Here is a 22,706-nt window from a genome sequence, read left to right as displayed (position 1 = left end):
GCAGTGATGACCTCACCGCCGGGAGGTGCCGTGTCCGAACCTGGGGGCGGCCCGTCGTGGCGAGTACGGCGGCATGCCGACGGTCTCCGCGGTCCTCACCGTCTCGCCCGACCTCACCGATCACCCGGTCCTCTGCCCGCCGCGGCCGCAGTGATGACCTCACCGCCGGGAGGTGCCGTGTCCGAACCTGGGGGCGGCCCGTCGTGGCGAGTACGGCGGCATGCCGACGGTCTCCGCGGTCCTGACCGCCTTGCCCGACCTCACCGATCACCCGGTCCTTCGCCTCCCCGGCCGTAACTGATCACCGCACGCCGGAGCGGTCCACAATGGCCGCATGACGTGGATCTCCGGCGTGGCCGGCGGGCTGCTGCTTGCGGTCATGGCCGGCAGCGTGGTGCGGACCCTGGTGGTGCCGCGCGGGCTCTACTCGATGCTGGTGTACCGGCTGTGGTGGGTGCTGCGCCGCCTGCTGCGGCTGGCCGCGGTACGCGGCGGCTACGGCGCCGTCGATCGCGCACAGACCTGGCTCGCCCCGCTGATCCTGATCGGCATGCTCGCGACCTGGCTCGGCGGAGCACTGGCCGGCTTCGGGCTGCTGCTGCACGCCGTGTCCGGGCTGTCCTGGGGCAGTTCCTTCCGGGAGGCGGGCTCCAGCCTGCTCACCCTCGGTTTCGCCAGTGGCGACCGGCTGCGGCTGTCCGTGCTCGACTTCGTCGCTGCGGCCACAGGACCGGTGCTGATCGCCCTGCAGATCGCCTACCTGCCCACGCTCTACGCCGCCTACAACCGACGCGAGCTGGAGGTGACCCTGCTGCAGTCCCGGGCCGGCGAGCCCGCCTGGGGCCCGGAGATCCTGGCCAGGCAGTGGCTGGTCGACACCGAGACCGCGCTGCCGGAGCTGTACCGGGCCTGGGAGCGGCTGGCCTCCGACATCGGCGAGAGCCACTCCACGTACCCGGTCCTGATGGCGTTCCGCTCGCCCCGGCCCTACCGGCACTGGCTGGTGGGCCTGGTCGCGGTGATGGACGCGGCGGCCGTACAGCTGGCGCTCACCCCGCGCACCGCCCCGCCGGAGGCCCGCCTGGTGCTGCGGGCCGGCTTCACCGCGCTGCGTGACATCGCCCGCGTCCAGCGCTTCCCCTTCGACCCTGATCCCCCTCCGGACGCCGCCCTGCGTCTCACCTACGCCGAGTTCGAGGCCGCCGTCGCGATGCTGGAGGCGGCGGGCTTCCATGCCGAACGCAGCGTCGCCGACGCCTGGCCGCACTTCCACGGCTGGCGGGTCAACTACGAGGCGATCGCCTACGAGATGTGCCACCGCTGCGATGCGGTACCCGCCCTGTGGACGGGGCCGCGCGCCTTCGCGTCGACGCCGATCCCGCCCCGCAGACCGGCGGATCGCAGACCCGGCGAGGACCGGCCGGGGCACCCGGACCCGTCAGCCGGCAGCGGTCCCTGAGCACGGGCCGTCCGGAGCGCTTGCTAGCGTGCGGCCGTGCCCACAGAGATCACCCGGCTCGTCGACGAACTCGTCGCCCAGATGAGGTCCCGCTCCGGCCCCGGATACCGCGAGGCCATGCGCCGACTCGGCGAGGCCGCCCGTGCCGGCGGCCCCGGGAGCGCGACCGCGGTGATCGAGGCCCTTGCCCCGTGGCTGCGCGGCCTGCAGGGCGACTACGCCAAGGCGGCCGTGCTGGCGGGGGCCTGTGTGGAATGGGGCGGATCGCCCATGGCCCTGGTCGACGTCCTGCCGCAACGGGCCTCGGAAGCCATGATGCTCAATGCGGCGCTGCCGGAGTTCTGGGCCAGGGCGACCCGCTGGCGACCGCTGCCGGAGCCGGTGAGCGAGAGCACCGACCGGCTGGTGAAGACCCTCGGCAAGCTGGCCCGGCAGGGCGCCGACGAAGGGTTCCTGACCCGCATGGCCATGTCCTGGTTCGACATGGAGGACTGGCTCAAGGCACTGATCACACTCCTCGCCCGCGGCCCTTTCCGGACGGCCGTCGCCGCCCCGGTCAAGGCCGGACTGCGCGAGCACGCCGCCGCAGTCGCAGACCGTTCACAACGCGCTGCCTGGGCGGGGCAGTTGGCCGCGGTCCTCGACGACGAGCCGCTGCTCGCCCTGGACCCCCGCACCCGCAGGGGGTACGCCCTGACGATGGGCGGCATCGGGGACAACTTCCAGTTGCACACCCTCCTCGCCGACCGGTTGATCGGCGATCCCGAGCAGGGGTTGGTGGCGGGGGAGCGCCCGGCACGCACGTGGGTCGAGGCGGCAACCGCGGGGGATCCCGGCCTGGGCGCGGGCGACCCCGCGATACGGCGCTTCCGACTCTTCGACGGCCATGGCGCGTACGTGTACCCCGAGGGCATCCCCGCCGACATCGAACCGCTCGACGGCACCCGCGTGCTCGTCCTGCACCCGCCCAACGGCACCTTCGGCATGGGAGTAGGCCGCGTCTTCGAGCACATGACGCCCACGCTGGAACTGGACCGCGTACTCGAACCGGCGCAGACGCAGCTCTGGTTCGACCGGGTGGCGCCCGCCGTCGAGAACGACCTGATGGCGGGCTAGGCCGGGACCGAGGCCGGCTGCGGGAAGGCCACCCCGGTGAGTTCCTCGGAGACCGTCCACAGACGGCGGGCGGTCGCCGGGTCACTGGCCGCCGGCGAGCGGCCGACCAGGGTCGGGGCGCCGCGCATCTCGCCGAGGCCGTCCGGGCCGACGTAGCTCGCACCGGGCAGGTCCTGCACGGCGGCGTACAGCGTGGGCAGTGCGCCGGCCCTGCTGTCCTGGGCCATGAAACGGTTGCCGACCCGCATGAGGGCGCGGCGCAGTGCACTGCCGTCATGGCTCTGGAGATTCGTCGCGGCATAGCCGGGGTGCGCGGCCAGGGCACGTACGGACGAGCCCGACTCGGCCAGGCGGCGCTGCAGTTCGAGGGTGAAGAGCAGGTTGGCCAGCTTGGACTGGCTGTACGCCGTCATGGGCGCGTACTCGCCGGTGAGGTTGAGGTTGTCGAAGTGGATGCGCGGGCTGCCCGGCATCCTGTGTGCACCGGACGACACGGTCACCACCCGGTCGGTGATGTGCGGCAGCAGCAGGTTCGTCAGGGCGAAGTGGCCCAGGTGATTGGTGCCGAACTGCATCTCGAAGCCGTCCTTGGTGGCGGACTCCGGGATGTTCATGACACCCGCGTTGTTGATCAGCAGATCGAGGCCGCCCTGCCAGCCGGCGGCGAACTCGCGCACCGAGGCGAGATCGGCGAGGTCGAGCCGGCGCACCTCCACGCTCCCTCGCACACCCGCGGCGGCGGCTTCTCCGCGCTTCACGTCCCGTACGGCGAGCACCACATGCGCGCCGGCACCGGCGAGTGCCTCGACGGTGGCGATGCCGAGTCCGCTGTTGGCGCCGGTCACGACGGCGGTGTGGCCGGTCTGGTCGGGGATGTCGGTCACGTTCCACTTGCTGGGTGAAGTAGTCATGACCGCCAATGTAGGCGGCGCCAACAATGCTGTCAATGACAACAATAGTGACGGCGACAACAATGTAGGCGCCACAAACATGACCGATACACTGGCGCCCATGCACACCCGCAACCGCCGCTATCACCACGGAGACCTCCGCGCCGCCCTGCTGACCCGTGCCGAGGACACGCTCCGGGAGAAGGGGCCGACCGCGCTGTCCCTGCGCGAACTCGCCCGTGACCTCGGCGTCAGCCATGCCGCGCCGAGCCGTCACTTCAAGGACAAGCAGGCACTGCTGGACGCGCTCGCGCTGACCGGATTCGAGCGGCTCACCGCCGTCCTCGGGGCCTCGCAGGACGGCGTCGGCGAGACGTTCGCGAAGCGGCTCGACGCGATGGTCCGTGCGTATGTGGGTTTCGCCCGGGACAACGCCGAGCTGCTCGACCTGATGTACTCGATCAAGCACGATCCGGAGGCCTCCGACGCGCTGCGCGAGGCCGAGCAGCGCTGGTCGGACCTGGTGGTCCGGCTGATCGGCGAGGGACAGGCCCAGGGTGAGGTGCGGGAGGGCCCGATGGAGCGCGTCGGCCTTCCGGTGTTCGCGGCCCTGCACGGCTACGCCGACCTCGCGGTGACCGGCATGCTGCCCCCCGAGGCGGACGAGCACGGGCTGGACGACGTGATCGCGTTCATGCTGCGAGGCGCCGCGCCGGCGTGACATGGATCACTAAAGATCTGCCCGCCTGATGCAACTGCCGCCCGTGTCGTAACTGTCTGACAGGGAAGCAGGCCCCTCGGGGCCGAGGAGCGAGAGAGCGGGGCAGGTCGTGGGACGGCGCAAGGGCATAGGGATCGCACTCGTCACAGTCGCGGTGCTGGCGGGTACGAGTGCCTGCGGTGGAGCCGGCAGCAGCAAGGCGAGCGCGGACGACGGGAAGGCGGGCAAGGCGAGCGCGAGTGCCTCGCCGTCACCGACGAAGCCCGCGGGGCCGCCGATGCTGCTGGACACGATCACCCCGCAGACGGGAACCACGGTCGGTGTGGCCATGCCGATCTCGGTGATCTTCACCAACCCGGTGGCGGCCAAGGCGCGGGCCACCGTCGAGAAGCACATGAAGGTGAGCGCCTCGCAGCCGGTGGCCGGTGCCTGGCACTGGATGGGCGACCGGCGCGCCGACTGGCGGCCGAAGACGTACTGGCCCTCCGGTACGAAGGTGAAGATCGACGCCGACCTGAAGGGCATCAGCAACGGCAACGGGCGCTACGGCGTGCACGGGTACACGCACACCTTCACCATCGGCGACGACGTGCGCGCGGACGTCTCGGTGACCGGCCACACCATGAAGGTGACCCGGAACGGCAAGCTGGTGCGCACCCTGTCGATCAATGCGGGCAGCGCCCAGTACCCGACGTGGGACGGCACGATGGCCGTCATCGACAAGCAGGAGAAGGTCCACATGACCTCCTGCAGCGTCGGCATCAGCTGCGACAAGAGCAGCCCGAACTTCTATGACCTGACGCTGCCCTGGGACGTCCACCTGACCCAGTCCGGCACCTACGTGCACTACTCGACCGGCGACCCCAACCCGGGCAGCGGCAGCGCCCGCGGCTCGCACGGCTGCGTCCATCTGTCCATGTCGGACGCCAAGTGGTTCTACGGCCAGGTCAAGCAGGGCGACCCGGTCACCGTCACCGGCTCGCCCCGTGGCAAGGCCTCGGCCGACAACGGCTACGCCGCGTTCAACCTGAGCTGGTCCCAGTGGCTCGCAGGGAGCGCGGCCGGGGAGCAGACGGCCGCACAGCTGTGAGGCCGAGAGCTCGGCAGGAGCTCTAGGGAGAACCGTGGGATGTGGCCCGGCCGCCCAGCAGCCGGGCCAGCACCTCGCGCTGCAGCGGCAGCACCTCGGTGTGCAGGTCGCGGCCCTTGCCCGTGAGGGCGACATACACCCCGCGCCGGTCCTCCGCGCAGACGGAACGCCGCACCAGGCCGTCCTTCTCCAGCCGGCCGATGAGCCGGGACAGCGCGCTCTGGCTGAGATGGACCCGTCCCGCGAGGTTCTGCACCCGGCACTGGTCGCCCTCGCCGGGCGCCTCGGACGCGAGGATGTCGAGCACCTCGAAATCGCTCGCGCCCAGGCCGTGCGGGTGGAGGACCCGGTCGATCTCGCACATCGTGCGGGCATGCACGGAGAGGATGTCGCGCCATCTCTCCTCGAGCCGGGACTCGGCCGTCTTCACTGCCATACCTGCACGGTAACACCGAATCAGCCATTAGTTGACTGTGCAATGAATGCGGGTGCATGCAGCCTGGCGGTGGTCAGGCGGGCGGGTCCTGGAGCAGTCCGACCAGATTGCCGTCGGCGTCCTTCAGCGAGGCGATCAGGCGGCCGTTGCCGACGTCCTGAACGTCCTGCACCACCTCCGCACCCGCGTCCACCAGGGCGGCGAGCCGGCCCCGGATGTCGTCGACGTGCCAGTACGGCACCGGTCCGGTGAGGCCCTTCGCGTGTCCGTTGGGGTCGAGGCCGACGTCCTGTCCGGCGTCCTTGAAGCCGACGTAGTACGGCGCATCCGCGTACGGCTCCGTCTGCAGCAGGGCGCTGAAGAGGGCCTTCGCCCGGGCGATGTCCTTGACGGGGTAGATGATCGTCTTGAGACCGGCGGTCATGGTGTGCTCCTCCGCAGTGGTGGGCCGACGGTTTTCGTCGGTGCTCTCACGCTAGGGCGGGGGAGGGGGAATCGGCTTCTTCGATCCTGACCGGTCGACCGGGCCGGCCGGGGGCGAGGGCGCGCCGGTCGCCGTGTCGCCGACCGGCGCGCCCCCTGCGGAGTCCTTACGTCGAGTCCCGCTTCACCAGCTCCGTCGGCAGAATCACCGCCGCCGGGTCCTCGCCGCCGATCTGCGCGAGCAGCACCCGAACCATCTCGGAGCTGATGCGGTCGTAGGGCTGGCGGATCGTGGTGAGGGCGGGGACGGCCTCCGTCGCCGCGATGGAGTCGTCGAAGCCGCCCACGGACACGTCCTCGGGCACCCGGCGGCCCGCGCGGCGCAGCGCCGCCAGGGCGCCCTGTGCCATCAGGTCGGAGGCCACGAACACGGCGTCCATGTCCGGGGCCTGCGCCAGCAGCCGTTCGCAGCCCGCCTCGCCGCTGGCCCGGCTGTAGTCGCCGGAGACGATGAGCCGCTCGTCGATCTCGACGCCGGCCTCCGTGAGCACCTCCTTGTAACCGGCTAGGCGATCGACACCGCCCGGGGTGTCCAGCGGCCCGCTCACCATGCCGATCCGGCGGCGCCCCCGCGACAGCAGGTGGCGCACCATGTCACGGGCGCCGTCCCGGTCATCGGCGGCCACATAACTCACCTTGGAGCCGAGTCCCATGGGCTTGCCGCACTGGACGAGGGGCACCCCCGCCTCGCGCAGCTGCTCCGCGACCGGGTCCCCGGAGTGGCTGGACACCAGCAGCACCCCGTCGACGTGCCCCGCGGTGATGTACCGCGTGATGCGCCGCCGTTCGTCCTCGGTGCCCGCCAGCATCAGCAGCAGCGGGATGTCGTGCGCGGCCAGCGCCTGGGTGCAGGCGCTCAGCAGGACATTGAAGTTGGGGTCCTCGAAGAACCGCTCCTGAGGTTCCGTCAGCAGGAAGCCGACCGAGTCCGAACGCCCGGTGATCAGCGAACGGGCGTGCCGGTTCACCACGTAACCCGTCTTGCGGATCGCGGCGTTGACCGCCTCCTGGGCGGACGGGCTGACGTAGTGCCCGCCGTTGAGCACCCGCGAGACGGTGCCCCGCGAGACACCCGCCTCGCGGGCCACGTCGTGGATCGTCGGCGGTCTGCGTCGGCCCCCCGAGTTGCTCATGGTCATGACTTTACGGCCCCGGAGAGCAGATCGAGGCTCCAGAAGCGCTGGATGACCAGGAACAGCGCGATCAGCGGGAGCACCGCGAGGAACGCACCCGTGATCACCAGGGTGTACAGCGCCGGCTGGTTGGAACCCTGCTCCAAGAGCGTGTACAGGCCGAGCGTGATCGGGAACTTCTCGTCGTCGCTGAGCATGATGTACGGCAGCAGGAAGTTGTTCCAGATCGCCACGAACTGGAACAGGAACACCGTCACCAGGCCGGGCACCATCATCGGCAGCGCGACCCGGGTGAAGATCCGCCACTCGCTCGCCCCGTCCATCCGCCCGGCCTCCACCACATCGCCCGGGACGGCCGCGGCCGCGTAGATGCGGGCGAGGTAGACGCCGTAGGGGGAGAGGATCTGCGGCAGCATCACGGACAGGTAGGAGTCCGTGAGGTCGGCCTTCGCCAGCAGCAGGTACTGCGGGATGGCGAGGATGATCGGCGGCATCAGCACACCCGCGAGCAGGATGTTGAACATTGTCTCGCGGCCGCGGAAGCGGTAGGTCGCGAGCGCGTAGCCGCTGAAGGACGACACGACCGTGGACAGCAGCGCGCCGAGACCGGCGTACAGGGCGGAGTTGCCCATCCACTTCCAGTACACGCCGTCGCGGTAGGCGTTCAGCTGCTTGATGTTGTCGGCGAAGCCGGTGCCCGGCAGGAACGTGAACGTGGAGAACAGCTCACGGCCCGACTTGGTGGACGCGATGATCACCCACGCCACCGGCAGCAGCGTGTAGACCGCGCCGAGCACCAGCGTGATCGTCGGGACCAGCGCGATACGGCGGCGCAGCGGCGGACGGCCCTGGGCGGCACCGGTGGTGCCTGCCGCCGACGGGGCCTTGTGTACGGCAAGAGAACTCATCGTGCCGCCTCCTGCTTCTGACGACGGTTCGCGGCCCGCAGGAAGCCGAAGGACAGAACGAGCGTGGCGAGGGCGATGATCACGGCCTCGGCGGCCGCCTGGTAGATGTCACCCTTGCGGAACGCGTCCTGGTACACGTTCATCAGCGGACTCCACGTCAGCGGCAGGGAGTTGGTCAGCGGCTTGAGGGTGGTCGGCTCGTTGAACACCTGCAGCGTCGCGATGATCGAGAAGAAGAAGGTCAGCACCAGCGAGGGCGCCACCATCGGAATCTTGATCCGCAGGGCGATCTGCAGCGGCGTGGCGCCGTCCAGCTTCGCCGCCTCGTACACCTCGGCCGGGATGGACCGCAGCGAGGTGTAGATGACGATCATGTTGAAGCCGGTGCCGCCCCATACCGCGATGTTCGCCATGGCGAGATACAGCGGACCGCCGTCGAGCAGATTGGGCTGCGGCACGTGCAGCTTCTCGAGCAGGTAGTAGAAGGGGCTGACGTCGGGCAGATACAGGAAGCCCCACATCAGGGCCGCCACCACGCCGGGGATGGCGTACGGCAGGAAGATCGCGAGCCGGGTGAACGGCGCGAACCGCACCTTGTCCGAGTCGAGCATCAGCGCGAACAGCAGGGCCAGGCCGAGCATCACCGGCACCACGATGCAGCCGTAGCCGAGGACGCGCAGCGCCCCGTCCAGCAACTCGTTGTCGGTGAGGGCGTCGGTGTAGTTCTGCAGGCCGGCCCAGACTTCCTTCCGGGCATTCGCGCCCAGGCCCAGCCCGGAGACATGCACCTTGCGGAAGCTGAGGTAGACCGCGTAGCCGATGGGCAGCGCGAAGAACAGGGCGAAGAGGAGCGAGGCGGGGACAAGGAAGGCGTACGGGGCCCCCTTGACCCCGTACGACCTGCGGCGTGCGGTGGTCACTCGGAGACCTCGAAGCCCTGCTTCTTGAGGTCGGCGACCGTGGCCTCCTGCATCTTGGCCAGGGCCGCGGTGAAGTCCGACTTGTTCTTCGCGGCGGCGCCGAAGGCGTCGTTGAAGGTCGTGTAGGCGACGTTCACGTTCGGGCCCCAGGCGGAGGGCGCCGTCGTCTTCGCGATCGCGGCGGCCTTGGTGTAGAAGTCCGCCTGGTTGGAGAAGTACGCCGGTGGCTGCGCGAAGGCGCCGCTGGTCTGGGCGTTCGTCGCGGCCGGGTAGATGCCGCTGTCCTTGGCCAGCGCCTGCAGCGCACCGCCGTCGGTGTTCAGCCAGGCCGCGAACTTGGCGGCGGCCGCCTGATGGGCGGAGTCCGTGGTGACGGCGGTGGAGGAACCGCCCCAGCTGCCGGTGACGTTCTCGCCCGCGGACCACTGGGGGAGCGGGGCCATGGCCCACTTGCCCCTGGTGTCGGGCGCGGCGGTGGTCAGCGTGCCCGGCGCCCACACGGCGGAGACCCAGGCGATCTGCTTGCCGGTGTCGAGCGCCTTGTTCCAGGCCGGGGTGTACATCGGCTGGTTGTCGATGGCGCCCTCCTTGACCAGGCCGCCCCAGAAGCCGGCGACCTTCTTGGTGGCCGCGTCGTCGATGCCGACCTTCCACTTGCTGCCGGAGGTCGTCCACCACTTGGCGCCGGCCTGCTGGGCGAGGCCCGCGAAGAGTCCGGAGTCGTTGGCGGAGAAGGTGGTGAGGTCCTTGTCCGGGGCCTTCTTCTTCAGCGCGCGGGCCGTCTGGGCGAACTGCTCCCAGGTGGTGGGGACCGTCAGGCCGTACTTCTTGAACAGGTCGGCGCGGTAGTAGAACATCATCGGCCCGATGTCCTGCGGGATCGCATAGACCGCGTCCGTGCCCAGCGTGGTCTGCTGCCACACGCCGTCGGCGAAGTTGCTCCTGGTGTCGCCGACGTCCTTCGATATGTCGGCCAGCGCGTCATTGCTGACCAGGGTCGGCAGCGCCTGGTACTCGGCCTGGACCAGGTCGGGCGCCTTCTTCGCCTTGTGCGCCGTGAGGATCTTGGTGATCAGCGAGTCGCCGGACGCCTGCTTCTTCACCGTGACCGTGATCTGGTCCTTCTTGCCCGGACCCTTGTTCCACAGGTCCACGACCTTGTCCATGCCGGGCGTCCAGGTCCAGTACGTCAGCGAGACCGGACCCGACTCGGTCTTGCTGTCCGAGCCGGACGAGCCACAGGCGGCGAGGGCGGTGGCGCCGAGGGCGACGGCGATGGTGGATGCTGCCACTCGACTGAGCCGGCTGCGCTTCGTGTTGGGCATGGATCTCTCCCCTGACCTGGGTCCCCGCCTGGTGCGGAAACCTGCCATGCGAATCACAAGGAGCCCGGCCCCCGCGCGTCGCGGAGGCCTGAGACGCTCTCTGTGAGCGTTCACAGTAGAGAAACATCCCGGACACTTGTCAATGGTTGTTGCTGTGCGGTTATGTTGGGCTTGCACCGCTGCTCCTGTGTGTGCACGTTCCCAAATGATCGATGAAACGGGAGAGATCCATGCCGGAGACCAGCCCCAGGGGCCTCACCAGGCTCGCCTTCGGCGGGGACTACAACCCCGAGCAGTGGCCGGAAAGCGTCTGGCACGAGGACGTGCGGCTGATGCGCGAGGCCGGCGTCACCATGGTGAGTGTCGGGATCTTCTCCTGGGCGCTGCTGGAGCCCTCACCCGGGGTGTACGACTTCGGCTGGCTGGACCGCCTGCTGGACCTGCTGCACGAGAACGGCATCCGCGCCGACCTGGGCACCCCCACCGTCTGCCCGCCGGTCTGGTTCTACCGGGCCCACCCCGAGGCCCTCCCCGTGACCCCCGAGGGCGTGCGTCACGAGTTCGGCTCCCGCGCCGCCATCTGTCACAGCAACGCCGACTACCGCGCGGCCGCCGCCGGCATCACCACCCGGCTCGCCGAGCGCTACGGCAACCACCCGGCCCTGGCGCTGTGGCACGTGCACAACGAGTACGGCGTCCCCGTCTCGGCCTGCTACTGCGACTCCTGCGCCGCCCACTTCCGCCGCTGGCTCGGGGCCACGTACGGGAGCGTGGCAGCCGTCAACGAGGCCTGGGGCACGGCCTTCTGGGGCCAGCGGTACACGGACCTCGAGCAGATCAACCCGCCGCGCGCCACCCCGACCGCCGTCAACCCGGCCCAGGCGCTCGACTACAAGCGCTTCGCCGACGCCACCATGCGCGAGAACTTCCGCATGGAGCGGGACATCCTGCACCGCCTCTCACCCGGCATCCCGGTCACGACGAACTTCATGACCGCCCTCAGCCAGTGCGACTCCGTCGACTACTGGGCCTGGGGCCGCGAGGTCGACCTCGTCACCAACGACCACTATCTGATCACCGACGGCCGCCGCACCCACGTCAACCTCGCGATGGCCGCCGACCTCACCCGCTCCGTCGCCGCCGGCGCACCCTGGCTGCTGCTCGAACACTCCACCTCGGGCGTCAACTGGCAGCCCCGCAACCCCGCCAAGGCCCCAGGCCAGATGGCCCGCAACTCCCTCGCCCACGTGGCCCGCGGCTCCGACGGCGCGATGTTCTTCCAGTGGCGCCAGTCCCGGCGCGGCGCCGAGAAGTTTCACTCGGCGATGCTCCCGCACGGCGGCACGGAGACCCGGGTGTGGCGCGAGGTCGTCGAACTGGGCGCCTCTCTCGACTCGTTGAGCCAGATCCGCACCACCCGCACCCGGGCCGATGTCGCCGTCCTGTGGGACTGGCACTCCTGGTGGGCGCAGACCCTCCAGTGGCACCCCAGCGAGGACCACGACCCGCGCGAACGCGCCGACGCCTTCTACGAGACCCTCTACGACCGTCACCTCACGGTCGACTTCGCCCACCCGGAAGCCGACTTGTCGGCTTATCCCCTTGTCGTCGTGCCCGCCCTGTATCTGATGACGGAGGCGGCCGGCAACAACCTCAAGGAGTACGTCGAAGGCGGCGGCACTCTCGTCGTGTCGTACTTCTCGGGCATCGTCGACGAGCACGACGCCGTGCACGAGGGCCCCTACCCGGGTGCGCTCAGGGACGCGCTCGGCCTGACGGTCGAGGAGTTCTCGCCGCTGCTGCAGGGCCAGGCGGTGCGCATCAGCGGCCCGGACGGCTCCGAACTCAGCGGCGATGTGTGGACGGAGTTCGTCGTCCCGCGGGGCGCCGAGACCGTGTGGACCTACGCCGACGGCCTGACCGCGGGCCACCCCGCCGTCACCCGCCACCGCCTCGGCGAGGGCACCGCCTGGTACGTCTCCACCCGCCTCGGCGCGCAGGGCCTGGACGCCCTGCTCGGCTGGGCGATCGAGGACGCCCGCATCGCCCCGCGCGCCGACCTGCCCCGGGACGTCGAAGTGGTGCTGCGCACCGGCGAGTCGGGCAGCTACCTGTTCGCCATCAACCACACCGCCTCGGACGCCAAGGTGCCGCTGGAGTCGCACGGCACCGAGCTGCTGACCGGCGAACGCGCCGCGGGCCGCCTCGAAGTCCCCGCGGGAGCCGTCCGGGTCGTCCGGCTCGACGGCTGAACCGACTCCCCTCCGCCCGCGTGTGCCACGAGAGCCGCGGGCGGAGGGGCCCTCCCTCCGCACCCACCGGAGGGACACCCCCATCCCCGGGGACCTCCCCATCCCCATTCGTCGAAGGGACGACGGACGACGATGTTCCATCCCAGACGCACCCTCAGGGCCCTGCTGCTGCCGCTGGTGGCCGCGCTCGCCCTGGTCGCCCTGCCCGCACCCAGCGCGCAGGCGGCCGGCACACTGACCAACGGCGGCTTCGAGTCCGACGGCACCGGCACCGCGACGCCGGCCGGCTGGTCGACGTACTCGGCAGCCGGCCAGAACTCCGCCTCGTACACCGAGTCCGGTGGCCACAGCGGCAGCTACCGTCTGTCCCACTACTCCGCCTCCGCCTACAAGGTCGAGACGTACCAGTACCTGTCGGGGCTGACCAACGGCACCTACACCCTCACCGCCTGGGTCCGCTCCAGCGGCGGGCAGATCTCCGCCTACATGGCCCTGAAGAACTGCGGCAGCTCGGACCAGCGCACCGACCTTCCGGTGTCCACCAGCAGCTGGGTCCGCATCGTCACGTCGATCAATGTGACCGACAACCAGTGCACGATCAGCATCAACAGTGACGCGAACGCGGGCAACTGGATCAATGTTGACGACCTGACCTTCGCGTCCGGCTCGACGGGCCTGTCGATCAAGGGTGCCGACATCTCCTCCCTCGCCAAGAGCGAGGCCCTCGGCGGCGTCTACAGGACCAGCTCCGGCACCACCGGGGACGCGGTCACCATCCTCAAGAACACCGGCATGAACTACGCGCGCCTTAAGGTGTGGGTCAACCCCGCCGACGGCTACAACAACAAGACGCGCGTGCTGGCCATGGCCAAGCGCATCAAGGCGGCCGGCATGAAGCTGCTGGTCGACTTCCACTACTCGGACACCTGGGCCGACCCGGGTGCCCAGAGCAAGCCCGCCGTGTGGTCGGGGCACTCGTACAGTCAACTCAAGACGGACGTGTACAACCACACGTACGACGTGCTGAACGCGCTCAAGGCCCAGGGCACCACCGCCGACATGGTCCAGGTCGGCAACGAGATCAACGCCGGCATGCTCTGGTCGGAGGGTTCCACGGACAACTGGTCGCAGCTCGCCGGCCTGATCAACTCCGGCTACAGCGCCGTCAAGGCCGTCTCCTCCGGCACCCAGGTCGCGCTGCACCTGGCCAACGCCGGGGACGACTCCACGGTCCGCTGGTGGTTCGACAACGCCAAGACGTACGGCATCCACTACGACGTGATCGGTCTGTCCTACTACGGCTACTGGCACGGCTCACTCGCCGCCGCGCAGACCACCCTGGACGACGTGGTCTCCCGCTACGGCAAGCCGGTGTTCATCGCCGAGACGGCCTACCCGTTCCGGCTGGACAGCAAGGACTCACTCACCAACCAGATCGACACCACCGGCGAACTGGTCTCCGGCTATCCGGCCACCCAGGCGGGCCAGCTGGCCTGGATGAACGCCGTCGCGAACATCGTGGAGGCCGTCCCCGGCAACAAGGGCCTCGGCGTCTTCTACTGGGAGGCGACCTGGACCGCGGTCACCGGAAACGGCTGGGACCCGACCGACTCCACCTCCGGCAACGGCTGGGAGAACCAGGCCCTCTTCGACTACGACAACAAGGCCACCTCGGCCACGAGCTGGTTCAGCCACCGCTGAACCTGTGTGGAGAGGGCCCGGTCGCAGGGGAGCGGCCGGGCCCTCGCCCATGTCCCGCCCTAGGAGCGCAGGGCCGACGGCCCCTGCCCGCTGTCCGTCGGTGCCCGTGCCGTCCGGCCGGGCGGGTCCGGCGGCTCGTCGAGATGTCCGAGCCACTCGCAGATGAGCCGCCCCAGCAGTGCACCGCCGTAGACGACGAACCCCACCCCGACCAGCCAGGACTCCACCACCAGGACCGTGCCGACCGGGCCGTAGCTGATCGCGTTGGTGACCAGGAGCGGGGTGAAGACCAGGTAGGAGAAGCCGCGCAGGCCCACCAGGCCCGCCATCGTGGCGAGCGCACCCGGCAGCAGATACCGCCAGGGCACCCGGCGGCCGAGCAGGAAGTGCGGCCCCCACCAGAAGAACAGCACGCCCACCCCCATGCTGAGCAGGATGCGGGACGGTCCCTCCAGCACGGTCCGGGTCTCGACCTGGGCGTACAGGTACGCCATCAGCATGATCAGCCAGACCGCGTGCCGCCAGAGGTGGTGCCACGGAGCGGCGGCCGTCCTCCAGATCCGTTCGTAGCCGTTCTGCACGCTGGAGGCGAAGGACATGCCGAAGAACGCGAGCAGCGCGAGGCTCAGCGCGCTGGTGGTGCTGATCACCTTGCGGGTCGGGCCGAAGACATGCGCGAGCGCGTCGGCGGACCGGCCGTTCAGGGCCATGCCGTCCACCAGCCACAGCGCGAAGCCGCCGTGCCCGAACGGATCCGCCGCGGCCACGACGATCAGCAGCGGCGCCAGCGTGACCAGGGCGAGCGTCGCGAACCCCATCGACCGGTGCATCAACTCCAGCTCATTGCCGCGCCGGTGCAGCTCGGCAAGCCCCAGCCGGTGCCAGGCGGCCAGCCGTGACATGGGGACCACCCCTTCCTCCGGCCGGGACTACCGGTGGTGATGTGCTGAGTGGCCAGAACGCATCCCGGTAAACCTGATCGGGTGACGCGGCACCCGATGGGCATCCCTACACATGCCAGCATGAACTGTCCCGACCTCGACAAGGAGGTTTTCATGGACCGTCCCAGTGAACTCGTCCCGCTCCGGTACGTCGCCATCGGCGGCCGTGGCCCCGAGGACGTCGTCGCCGACGCCCATGGCAGGGTGCTGACCGGAGTGGAGGACGGCCGCATCCTGCGCATCGACGGACTGACCGAGCCCTCGGCCGCCCGTGTCGAGGTGCTCGCCGAGACCGGCGGCCGGCCGCTCGGCCTCGAACTTCTCCCGGACGACGCCCTGTTGGTGTGCGACGCCGAACTCGGTCTGCTGCGCGTCGACCTCCGTGAGGGCATCGTGCGGATCCTCGCCGACTCGGTGGCGGGGGAGAGGCTGCGGTTCTGCAGCAATGCGGTCGCCCTGTCCGACGGCAGTGTCTGCTTCAGCGTCTCCAGCCGCCGCTACCCGCTGGACCAGTGGATCGGCGACATCGTCGAACACACCGGAACCGGCCGCCTGCTGCGCCTCGCCCCGGGCAGTGAGAGTCCCGAAGTACTGCTGGAAGGGCTCCAGTTCGCCAACGGCCTGGCGCTGAGCGCCGATGAATCGTTCCTGGTCGTCGCTGAGACCGGCGCCCGCAGGCTGACCCGCTACTGGCTCACCGGCGAGAAGGCCGGCCAGAGCGAACCCTTCGTGGAGAACCTCCCGGGCATGCCCGACAACCTCTGGCGGGCCGCCGCCGACGGGCCGGTCTGGGTCTCCCTGGCCGGGCCCCGCGTCCCCCCGCTCGACCTGCTGCACCGCACCGCCCCCGCCGTCCGCGCCGCCGCCGCCCGCATCGCCGTCCGCGCCCCCTACCGCCCCACCGGCACCATCGGCGCCCTCGCGGTCGACGACCAGGGGACGATCGTCCACCACCTCGCCCGCCGGCAGTCCGGATACCGCATGGTCACCAGCGTCTGCGAGGCCGCCGGGCAGCTGGTCCTGGGCAGCCTCTGGGAGCGGGGCATCGCCGTGTGCGAGCGACCGGCCCCGAAGTGACCCGGGCCTGGGCCGGGCGCTACCCTGTTGCCCGGCCGCGAGCACCCCTTGCGGCGCGGCGGTGGGGCCCGCCGTACCCGAACCGCGGCAGTGCTGCCGCCAACGGTCCCTACTTGCGAAGGAGCGGCGCCCGCATGCCCAGGGCCCCGGCGAGTAGGAGACGTACGACCATGACAGCCCCGGAAGCCGCGAGCGTCCGCGCCCGCCCCCACACCCCGCGACCGCCTGCCTGGCGCACCCAGGCCCCCGTCGTCGCGGTGGTCGCGCTCGGCGGAGCCCTCGGCGCCACCGGCCGCTACGCCCTGTCCCTGTGGTGGCCCGCCCCGCCCGGCGGATTCCCCTGGGCGACCTTCTGGACCAACGTCGCCGGCTGTGCCGTGATCGGCGTGTTCATGGTCGTCCTCACCGACGTGTGGGCCGCCCACCGCCTGGTACGCCCCTTCTTCGGCACCGGCGTGCTCGGCGGCTTCACCACCTTCTCCACCTACGCCGTCGACATCCAGAAGCTGGTCGACGCCGGCCACCCGCGCACCGGGCTGGCCTACCTCGCCGCGACCCTGCTCGCGGCGCTCACGGCGGTGTGGCTCGCGGTCACCGCGGCCCGCCGCGTCCTGAAGTGGAGGCAGCCATGACGAGGCTGACCGGCAGTGCGCTGCGCGTGACCGTCTTCATCGGCGAGAACGACACCTGGCACCACAAGCCCCTCTACTCGGAGATCGTCCACCGCGCCCACGCGGCCGGGCTCGCCGGCGCCAGCGTCTTCCGCGGGATCGAGGGTTTCGGTGCCTCCTCCCTGATCCACACCTCACGGCTGCTGTCGCTCAGCGAGGACCTGCCCGTCGCGATCGTCATCGTCGACACCGAGGAGCGTGTCCGCGCGTTCCTGCCGCAGCTCGACGAACTCGTCGACGAGGGCCTCGTCATCCTCGACGACTGCCAGGTCATCCGGTACGGAGGCCGCGAGGACGGCTCCGACGAAGCGGGCATGAAGGGTAAGAGATCGTTGTGAACTGGCTGTTGGTCGTCGCGGGCGCCACGGTCGGCGCCCCGTTGCGCTACCTCACCGACCGCGCGGTGCAGTCCCGCCACGACTCGGTCTTCCCCTGGGGTACCTTCGCGGTGAACGTCACCGGCTGCCTGATCCTCGGTCTCCTCACCGGCGCGGTGGCGGAGGGGGCCGCCGGTCCCCATCTGCAGCTGCTCCTCGGCACCGGCCTGTGCGGGGCCCTGACGACGTACTCGACCTTCTCCTACGAGACCCTGCGGCTGACCGAGACCGGGGCGGGGCTCTACGCTGCCGCCAACGTCGTCGGGAGTGTGGCGGCAGGCCTCGGTGCGGCATTCGCCGGGGTGTCGGTCGCCCAGGCCCTGTGGGGGTAGGCCACCGGCCCGACTTCCGCACGTAGTAAGACTGTCTACAGCACTGTCGACCAACTCCTCAGAACTGGATCCCATGAGCGTCATCAACGTCGGTCAGGCCGCCGTCCTCGGAGTCGTGGAAGGGCTGACCGAGTTCCTTCCCGTCTCCTCCACCGGACATCTGAAGATCACCGAAGGGCTCATGAGCATCCCGGTCGACGACAAGGCCGTCGTCGGCTTCTCGGCCGTCATCCAGGTCGGCGCGATCGCCGCCGTGCTCCTGTACTTCTTCAAGGACATCGTGCGCATCGTCTCCGCCTGGGGCCGTGGCCTGCGCAACAAGGAGGAGCGCTACCACCACGACTACAAGTTCGCCTGGTGGGTGATCTACGCGACCATCCCGATCGTGGTCGTGGGTCTGGCCGCCAAGCCGCTCATCGACGGCCCGCTCGCCTCGCTGTGGGTGGTCGCCGCCTCGCTGATCGTCGGCAGTGGCGTGATGTGGGCCGCGGACCAGATGGGCCGGCACAAGCGCGGTGAGGACGACACCACCTTCAAGGACGCGATGCTGGTCGGCTGCTCGCAGATCCTCGCCCTCCTCTTCCCCGGCTTCTCCCGCTCCGGCGCCACCATGTCCACGGCCCTGATCCTCGACCTGGACCGCGTCGCCGCCACCCGCCTCTCCTTCTTCCTCGGCATCCCGGCCCTGACCGGCGCCGGCCTGTACGAGCTCAAGGACGCCCTGGGCGCGGGCGTGGGCGCCGCCCCGCTGGCCGTCGGCACGATCGTCTCCTTCGTCGTCGCCTACGCCTCCATCGCCTGGCTGCTGAAGTTCGTCGCCAAGCACTCCTTCAACGCCTTCGTCGTCTACCGGATCGTCGTCGGCGTGCTGCTGCTGGGTCTGCTCAGCACGGGCGGCCTCAGCAGCTGACCGCGGTCGCGGAGACGGGCGCCGCTCGGGAGCCGACCATCGTTGCGGACGAGTCCTTCGTGCGCGGCGATGCCGAGCAGGCGCCGGATCCGCCGACTTCTTGAGGCGCTGCCCCGGAAAAACGCGCGTGCGTACGGGATCTCCGCCGTGCCACGATGGCGCGGGGAAGCGAGGTCTCGTGGACGAGATGAGGCGATTTCGCCGGGCGCTGATCGCGTGGGCGGCCGGGGGAGCGGGGGCGAGTGCGGCCGCCGAAGCGGCGCGGCAGCTGGCCGGCGGCGGTGTGCGGACGGTCGTGCTCGTCGAGGGAAGCAGTGATCAGGTCGCGCTCGAAGCGCTGGCCGCGCGCCACGGCCGCGACCTCGCCGCGCAGGGCGTTGCGGTGGTGCCGCTCGGAGGCGCGACGAACATCGGGCGTTTCCTGGACGTGTGCGGCCCTGAGGGGCTCGGCCTCCCGCTGTCCGGTCTCTGCGACATCGGCGAGGAGCGGCACTTCCGGCGACATCTGGAGAGGGTCGGGCTCGGGTCCGCTCTCACCCGCGCCGGACTGGAGGCACTCGGATTCCACCTGTGCGTCGCCGACCTGGAGGACGAGCTGATCCGTGCGCTCGGGCCCGAAGGTGTGCAGCAGGTGATCGAGGCCCAGGGCGAGACGCGCCCCTTCCACACCTTCCAGGGCCAGCCGGCACAGCGCGACCGGCCCGTGGAGCACCAGCTGCGGCGCTTCATGGGCACCCACAGCGGCCGCAAGGCGCTCTACGCGCAGGCGATGGTCGAGCACCTGGATCTCGCGCGCGTCCCCCGGCCGCTGGAACGGCTCCTCGCGCACGTGTGACAACAGCTCGGATGCGTGAGGGTCGCCTGGCTGGGGACTTGGGGGTGAGGCCGGGTTGTGCGGCGTTCCCCTGGGGGGCCGGCCCGGCCAGGCTCCTCTGGTTCAGACAACGAGCCGGGGGAGCCGCCGCGTGGTCAGGACACGGTGCCCTGCTCGCAGACCCGTCGGGCGACCTCGTGGAGTTTGATGTTGTTCTCCTGTGAGAAGCGCCGAAGCGTGTCGAAGGCCTGCTCCTCGGTGAGGTGGTGGGCGCCCATGAGGATGCCCATGGCCTCGCCGATGATGTGGCGGGTGGAGACGGCCCGTTCCATCTGGGCGTGCGTTCGGGCGCTGGAGAAGGCGACCGCTGCGTGGGAGGCCAGCAGCCAGCCGGCCAGTTCGCTGGCCTCGGTGAAGACGCCGGGCTTGCGGGAGTAGAGATTCAGCGCCCCGAGCTCCTCGTCCTCGGTGAACAGCAGGAATCCCATCATGCTGCCCACGCCGAGGGCGCGCGCCTGCGGGGCGTACGCGGGCCACTGCGGCTGTTCCCGGGTGAAGTCGGCGATACGGAAGACCCGCTCCCCCTCCACCGTGCGGGCGGCATCGAAGCACGGCCCTTCGCCCAGCCGCTCCTGCAACTGGTCACTCTCGACGACCAGTTTCTCCGTGGGCGCCAGCGTCTCCACCGTTGTGCCGTGCAGCATCAGAATGCCGGCGGCGTCGCAGCCCTCCACCAGCTCGGTCGCCGAGTGGGTGATCCGTTCCAGGGTGGCACGGACCGAATCCTGGGCGAGGAGATCCCGGGCCATCGACGCCATCTGCTGCGCGAACCGACCCCAGTCCATACGGTCCTCCGCGTGTCGGCTCGTTCTCGTCAAGAAGGCGTCTACCCAGCTTCTCCCTCGCATCCCTTGACAGTGCCCGCCCGTCACCCGCAGGATCGCTCCCGTGAACCTGTCAGACAGCAAGACAGCCAGTCAGGGTCCGCGGCGCATCAGCGCCATGGAAGCGGTCCTGGCCCACCTGCGCACCGCCATCGAGAACGGCGAGTACGCCGTGGGGGACAAGCTGCCCTCCGAGGCGGAGCTGTGTCGCACCCTCGAGGTCAGCCGGCCCGTGCTGCGCGAGGCCCTCAGGGCGCTGCAGACGATGGGCCTGACCGTCTCCAAGACGGGCAAGGGCACCTTCGTCGTGGCCAACACCGTCGAGGACCCCACCTTCGGCGACTACGCGGCCAGCGACCTGCTGGAGGTGCGCCGCCACGTGGAGATCCCGGTGGCGGGCTACGCGGCCGTGCGGCGCACGCCCGAGGACCTCGACCACCTGACGCGTCTGCTGGAGCGCATGGAGCGGGAGACCGACACCACCTCGTGGGTCGCCCTCGACACGTTGTTCCACCTCGCTGTCGCCCAGGCCGCCCAGAACCCGGTCTTCCGCCGGGTCATCGAGGAGATCCGAGACGCACTGGCGCGTCAGTCGGCCTTCCTCAACGAGCTGGGCGGACGCCGCGAGCAGTCCAACCGCGAGCACCGGGCGATCGTCGAGGCGCTGATGGACGGTTCCGAACTCGACGCGGTGGACGCCATGGCGCACCACCTCGACCGCGTCGAGACGACCCTCACCGACATCGTGCGCCCCGCGCGCACGGACATCCCCACGGAAGGCGGACCCGAGGCGTGAGCGAGCACCTCAAAGAAGAGACGCGCACACCGGCCGCACATGTCGACGCAGGCGACGCCGGCTACAGCAAGTCGCTGAAGTCCCGGCACGTCAACATGATCGCCATCGGCGGCGCGATCGGCACCGGTCTCTTCCTCGGCGCGGGCGGCCGCCTCGCCGACGCCGGCCCGTCCCTGTTCATCGCGTACGCGGTCTGCGGCATCTTCGCCTTCCTGGTGGTGCGCGCCCTCGGCGAACTCGTCCTGTACCGGCCCTCGTCCGGCGCCTTCGTCTCCTACGCCCGGGAGTTCCTGGGCGAGAAGGGTGCCTACACCGCGGGCTGGATGTACTTCCTGAACTGGGCGACCACCGGCATCGCCGACATCACCGCGGTGGCCACCTACACGCACTACTGGGGCATGTTCTCCGACATCCCTCAATGGTTGATCGCATTGATCGCCCTCGCGGTCGTCCTGACAGTCAACCTGATCTCGGTCAAGATCTTCGGTGAGCTGGAGTTCTGGTTCGCCATCGTCAAGGTCAGCGCCCTCGTGATCTTCATGTGCATCGGCATCTTCCTGCTGGTCACCCAGCACCCCGTCGACGGCGCCCACCCCGGCCCGGCCCTGATCACCGACAACGGCGGCGTCTTTCCCAACGGCCTGCTGCCCATGCTGCTGATCATCCAGGGCGTCGTCTTCGCCTACGCCTCCGTCGAGCTGGTGGGCGTCGCCGCGGGTGAGACCCAGAACCCCGAGAAGATCATGCCGAAGGCGATCAACTCGATCATGTGGCGCGTCGGCCTCTTCTACGTCGGCTCGGTCGTCCTGCTCTCGATGCTGCTGCCCTGGAACAAGTACAGCGCCGCCGAGAGCCCCTTCGTGACCGTGCTGTCCCACATCGGCATACCGGCGGCCGGCGGCGTGATGAACCTCGTCGTCCTCACCGCGGCCATGTCCTCGCTCAACTCCGGCCTGTACTCCACCGGCCGCATCCTGCGCTCCATGGCGATGTCCGGTTCCGCACCCAAGTTCACCTCGGTGATGAGCCGCAGCCAGGTCCCGTACGGCGGCATCCTGCTCACCAGCGGTATCTGTGTGCTGGGCGTCGGCCTCAACTTCGTGGTCCCGGCGGACGCCTTCGAGATCGTCCTGAACTTCGCGGCGATCGGCATCCTCTCCACCTGGGGCATGATCATGATCTGTCACCTCCTCTTCTGGAAGAAGACCCAGAGGGGCGAGCTGACCCGCCCCGGCTACCGACTGCCGGGCTCCCCCTGGACCGAACTCGTGACGCTGGCCTTCCTCGCCTCCGTCCTGGTCCTCATGTACGCCGACGGAGGCGCCGGCCGCACCACCGTGCTGTGCCTGCCGCTGATCGTCGGAGCGCTCGTCGCAGGCTGGTACGCCATCCGCGGCCGCATGCAGCGCACCCAAGCCAAGGCCGACGCGTAACCCGGCGCCGGCTCCAGACAACCCAGAAGTGAACAGG

At 70.0% G+C, this 22,706-nt stretch carries 24 protein-coding genes; 15 read left to right on the top strand and 9 right to left on the bottom strand.

Annotated elements, in window-relative coordinates:
* Window positions 1–25: 25 nt before the first annotated feature.
* The 3 genes from ACWCRD_RS19190 (at window position 26) to ACWCRD_RS19180 (ending at window position 2,575) form a co-directional block, all read left to right on the top strand.
* Window positions 26–154, top strand: coding sequence for a hypothetical protein (locus ACWCRD_RS19190; RefSeq protein WP_450966984.1), 129 nt, complete (start codon window positions 26–28; stop codon window positions 152–154).
* A gap of 180 nt (window positions 155–334) precedes the next feature.
* Complete coding sequence (locus tag ACWCRD_RS19185; RefSeq protein ID WP_450966983.1) at window positions 335–1,459, top strand: hypothetical protein; 1,125 nt, start codon at window positions 335–337, stop codon at window positions 1,457–1,459.
* A gap of 36 nt (window positions 1,460–1,495) precedes the next feature.
* Window positions 1,496–2,575 (top strand): hypothetical protein, encoded by a 1,080-nt coding sequence (locus ACWCRD_RS19180; RefSeq protein WP_450966982.1) that lies wholly within the window; start codon window positions 1,496–1,498, stop codon window positions 2,573–2,575.
* On the opposite strand, the gene ACWCRD_RS19175 is transcribed toward ACWCRD_RS19180, so the two are convergent.
* Window positions 2,572–3,486 (bottom strand): oxidoreductase, encoded by a 915-nt coding sequence (locus tag ACWCRD_RS19175; RefSeq protein ID WP_450966981.1) that lies wholly within the window; start codon window positions 3,484–3,486, stop codon window positions 2,572–2,574. The genes ACWCRD_RS19180 and ACWCRD_RS19175 overlap by 4 nt on opposite strands.
* A 100-nt stretch (window positions 3,487–3,586) precedes the next feature.
* Between ACWCRD_RS19175 and ACWCRD_RS19170 the strand changes: the two genes are divergently transcribed.
* Both ACWCRD_RS19170 and ACWCRD_RS19165 read left to right on the top strand, forming a co-directional pair.
* Window positions 3,587–4,186: a TetR/AcrR family transcriptional regulator gene (locus ACWCRD_RS19170; protein WP_450966980.1), complete on the top strand. Its 600-nt coding sequence runs from the start codon at window positions 3,587–3,589 to the stop codon at window positions 4,184–4,186.
* 109 nt (window positions 4,187–4,295) lie between these two features.
* Entirely contained in the window at window positions 4,296–5,276 is a 981-nt protein-coding gene (locus ACWCRD_RS19165; protein ID WP_450966979.1) for a L,D-transpeptidase, read from the top strand.
* Between the two features lie 22 nt (window positions 5,277–5,298).
* Here the strand turns inward: ACWCRD_RS19165 and ACWCRD_RS19160 are convergent, their stop codons facing one another.
* The 6 genes from ACWCRD_RS19160 to ACWCRD_RS19135 form a co-directional block, all read right to left on the bottom strand.
* Window positions 5,299–5,712, bottom strand: a complete 414-nt coding sequence (locus ACWCRD_RS19160; RefSeq protein ID WP_450966978.1) for a MarR family winged helix-turn-helix transcriptional regulator — start codon at window positions 5,710–5,712, stop codon at window positions 5,299–5,301.
* Window positions 5,713–5,785: 73 nt separating this feature from the next.
* A complete protein-coding gene (locus ACWCRD_RS19155) occupies window positions 5,786–6,136 on the bottom strand; it encodes a VOC family protein (RefSeq protein ID WP_450966977.1) in 351 nt (116 codons plus the stop codon).
* A 166-nt stretch (window positions 6,137–6,302) separates the two neighbouring features.
* Entirely contained in the window at window positions 6,303–7,334 is a 1,032-nt protein-coding gene (locus ACWCRD_RS19150) for a LacI family DNA-binding transcriptional regulator (RefSeq protein ID WP_450966976.1), read from the bottom strand.
* On the bottom strand, window positions 7,331–8,236 hold the full coding sequence (locus tag ACWCRD_RS19145; RefSeq protein WP_450966975.1) for a carbohydrate ABC transporter permease: 906 nt from the start codon (window positions 8,234–8,236) through the stop codon (window positions 7,331–7,333). The genes ACWCRD_RS19150 and ACWCRD_RS19145 overlap by 4 nt, the downstream gene beginning before the upstream one ends.
* The gene (locus tag ACWCRD_RS19140) at window positions 8,233–9,156 is read right to left on the bottom strand and encodes a carbohydrate ABC transporter permease (RefSeq protein WP_450966974.1); all 924 of its coding nucleotides are present in this window, start codon (window positions 9,154–9,156) and stop codon (window positions 8,233–8,235) included. The genes ACWCRD_RS19145 and ACWCRD_RS19140 overlap by 4 nt, the downstream gene beginning before the upstream one ends.
* Window positions 9,153–10,481, bottom strand: a complete 1,329-nt coding sequence (locus ACWCRD_RS19135; RefSeq protein ID WP_450966973.1) for an ABC transporter substrate-binding protein — start codon at window positions 10,479–10,481, stop codon at window positions 9,153–9,155. Before ACWCRD_RS19135 ends, ACWCRD_RS19140 begins: the two co-directional genes overlap by 4 nt.
* 230 nt (window positions 10,482–10,711) lie before the next feature.
* Here ACWCRD_RS19135 and ACWCRD_RS19130 point away from each other — a divergent pair, with 230 nt between their 5' ends.
* A complete protein-coding gene (locus tag ACWCRD_RS19130) occupies window positions 10,712–12,733 on the top strand; it encodes a beta-galactosidase (protein WP_450966972.1) in 2,022 nt (673 codons plus the stop codon).
* Window positions 12,734–12,865: 132 nt separating this feature from the next.
* Entirely contained in the window at window positions 12,866–14,434 is a 1,569-nt protein-coding gene (locus tag ACWCRD_RS19125; protein ID WP_450966971.1) for a glycosyl hydrolase 53 family protein, read from the top strand.
* Between the two features lie 59 nt (window positions 14,435–14,493).
* On the opposite strand, the gene ACWCRD_RS19120 is transcribed toward ACWCRD_RS19125, so the two are convergent.
* Complete coding sequence (locus tag ACWCRD_RS19120; protein ID WP_450966970.1) at window positions 14,494–15,336, bottom strand: ribonuclease BN; 843 nt, start codon at window positions 15,334–15,336, stop codon at window positions 14,494–14,496.
* 153 nt (window positions 15,337–15,489) lie between these two features.
* Here ACWCRD_RS19120 and ACWCRD_RS19115 point away from each other — a divergent pair, with 153 nt between their 5' ends.
* The 6 genes from ACWCRD_RS19115 to ACWCRD_RS19090 all read left to right on the top strand — a co-directional run bounded on the left by ACWCRD_RS19115 (window position 15,490) and on the right by ACWCRD_RS19090 (window position 19,577).
* Window positions 15,490–16,452 (top strand): SMP-30/gluconolactonase/LRE family protein, encoded by a 963-nt coding sequence (locus tag ACWCRD_RS19115; protein ID WP_450966969.1) that lies wholly within the window; start codon window positions 15,490–15,492, stop codon window positions 16,450–16,452.
* Window positions 16,453–16,622: 170 nt separating this feature from the next.
* On the top strand, window positions 16,623–17,084 hold the full coding sequence (crcB, locus tag ACWCRD_RS19110) for a fluoride efflux transporter CrcB (protein ID WP_450966968.1): 462 nt from the start codon (window positions 16,623–16,625) through the stop codon (window positions 17,082–17,084).
* Complete coding sequence (locus ACWCRD_RS19105) at window positions 17,081–17,461, top strand: DUF190 domain-containing protein (RefSeq protein WP_450966967.1); 381 nt, start codon at window positions 17,081–17,083, stop codon at window positions 17,459–17,461. Before crcB (ACWCRD_RS19110) ends, ACWCRD_RS19105 begins: the two co-directional genes overlap by 4 nt.
* A complete protein-coding gene (gene crcB, locus ACWCRD_RS19100) occupies window positions 17,458–17,832 on the top strand; it encodes a fluoride efflux transporter CrcB (RefSeq protein WP_450966966.1) in 375 nt (124 codons plus the stop codon). Before ACWCRD_RS19105 ends, crcB (ACWCRD_RS19100) begins: the two co-directional genes overlap by 4 nt.
* A gap of 73 nt (window positions 17,833–17,905) precedes the next feature.
* Window positions 17,906–18,742 (top strand): undecaprenyl-diphosphate phosphatase, encoded by an 837-nt coding sequence (locus tag ACWCRD_RS19095; RefSeq protein WP_450966965.1) that lies wholly within the window; start codon window positions 17,906–17,908, stop codon window positions 18,740–18,742.
* Window positions 18,743–18,920: 178 nt separating this feature from the next.
* A complete protein-coding gene (locus tag ACWCRD_RS19090) occupies window positions 18,921–19,577 on the top strand; it encodes a TOPRIM nucleotidyl transferase/hydrolase domain-containing protein (RefSeq protein ID WP_450966964.1) in 657 nt (218 codons plus the stop codon).
* 134 nt (window positions 19,578–19,711) lie between these two features.
* Here ACWCRD_RS19090 and ACWCRD_RS19085 read toward each other — a convergent pair whose 3' ends face one another.
* The gene (locus ACWCRD_RS19085) at window positions 19,712–20,401 is read right to left on the bottom strand and encodes a GAF and ANTAR domain-containing protein (RefSeq protein ID WP_450966963.1); all 690 of its coding nucleotides are present in this window, start codon (window positions 20,399–20,401) and stop codon (window positions 19,712–19,714) included.
* 157 nt (window positions 20,402–20,558) lie between these two features.
* On the opposite strand from ACWCRD_RS19085, the gene ACWCRD_RS19080 reads away from it, so the two are divergent.
* The gene (locus tag ACWCRD_RS19080) at window positions 20,559–21,236 is read left to right on the top strand and encodes a FadR/GntR family transcriptional regulator (RefSeq protein WP_450967028.1); all 678 of its coding nucleotides are present in this window, start codon (window positions 20,559–20,561) and stop codon (window positions 21,234–21,236) included.
* Window positions 21,233–22,669: an amino acid permease gene (locus tag ACWCRD_RS19075; RefSeq protein WP_450966962.1), complete on the top strand. Its 1,437-nt coding sequence runs from the start codon at window positions 21,233–21,235 to the stop codon at window positions 22,667–22,669. Before ACWCRD_RS19080 ends, ACWCRD_RS19075 begins: the two co-directional genes overlap by 4 nt.
* The last annotated feature ends 37 nt before the right edge of the window (window positions 22,670–22,706 follow it).

Source organism: Streptomyces sp. NPDC002092 (assembly GCF_053593775.1).
The sequence above is the reverse complement of the archived record's forward strand: the minus strand, read 5'-3'. Positions and strand labels throughout refer to the sequence as shown.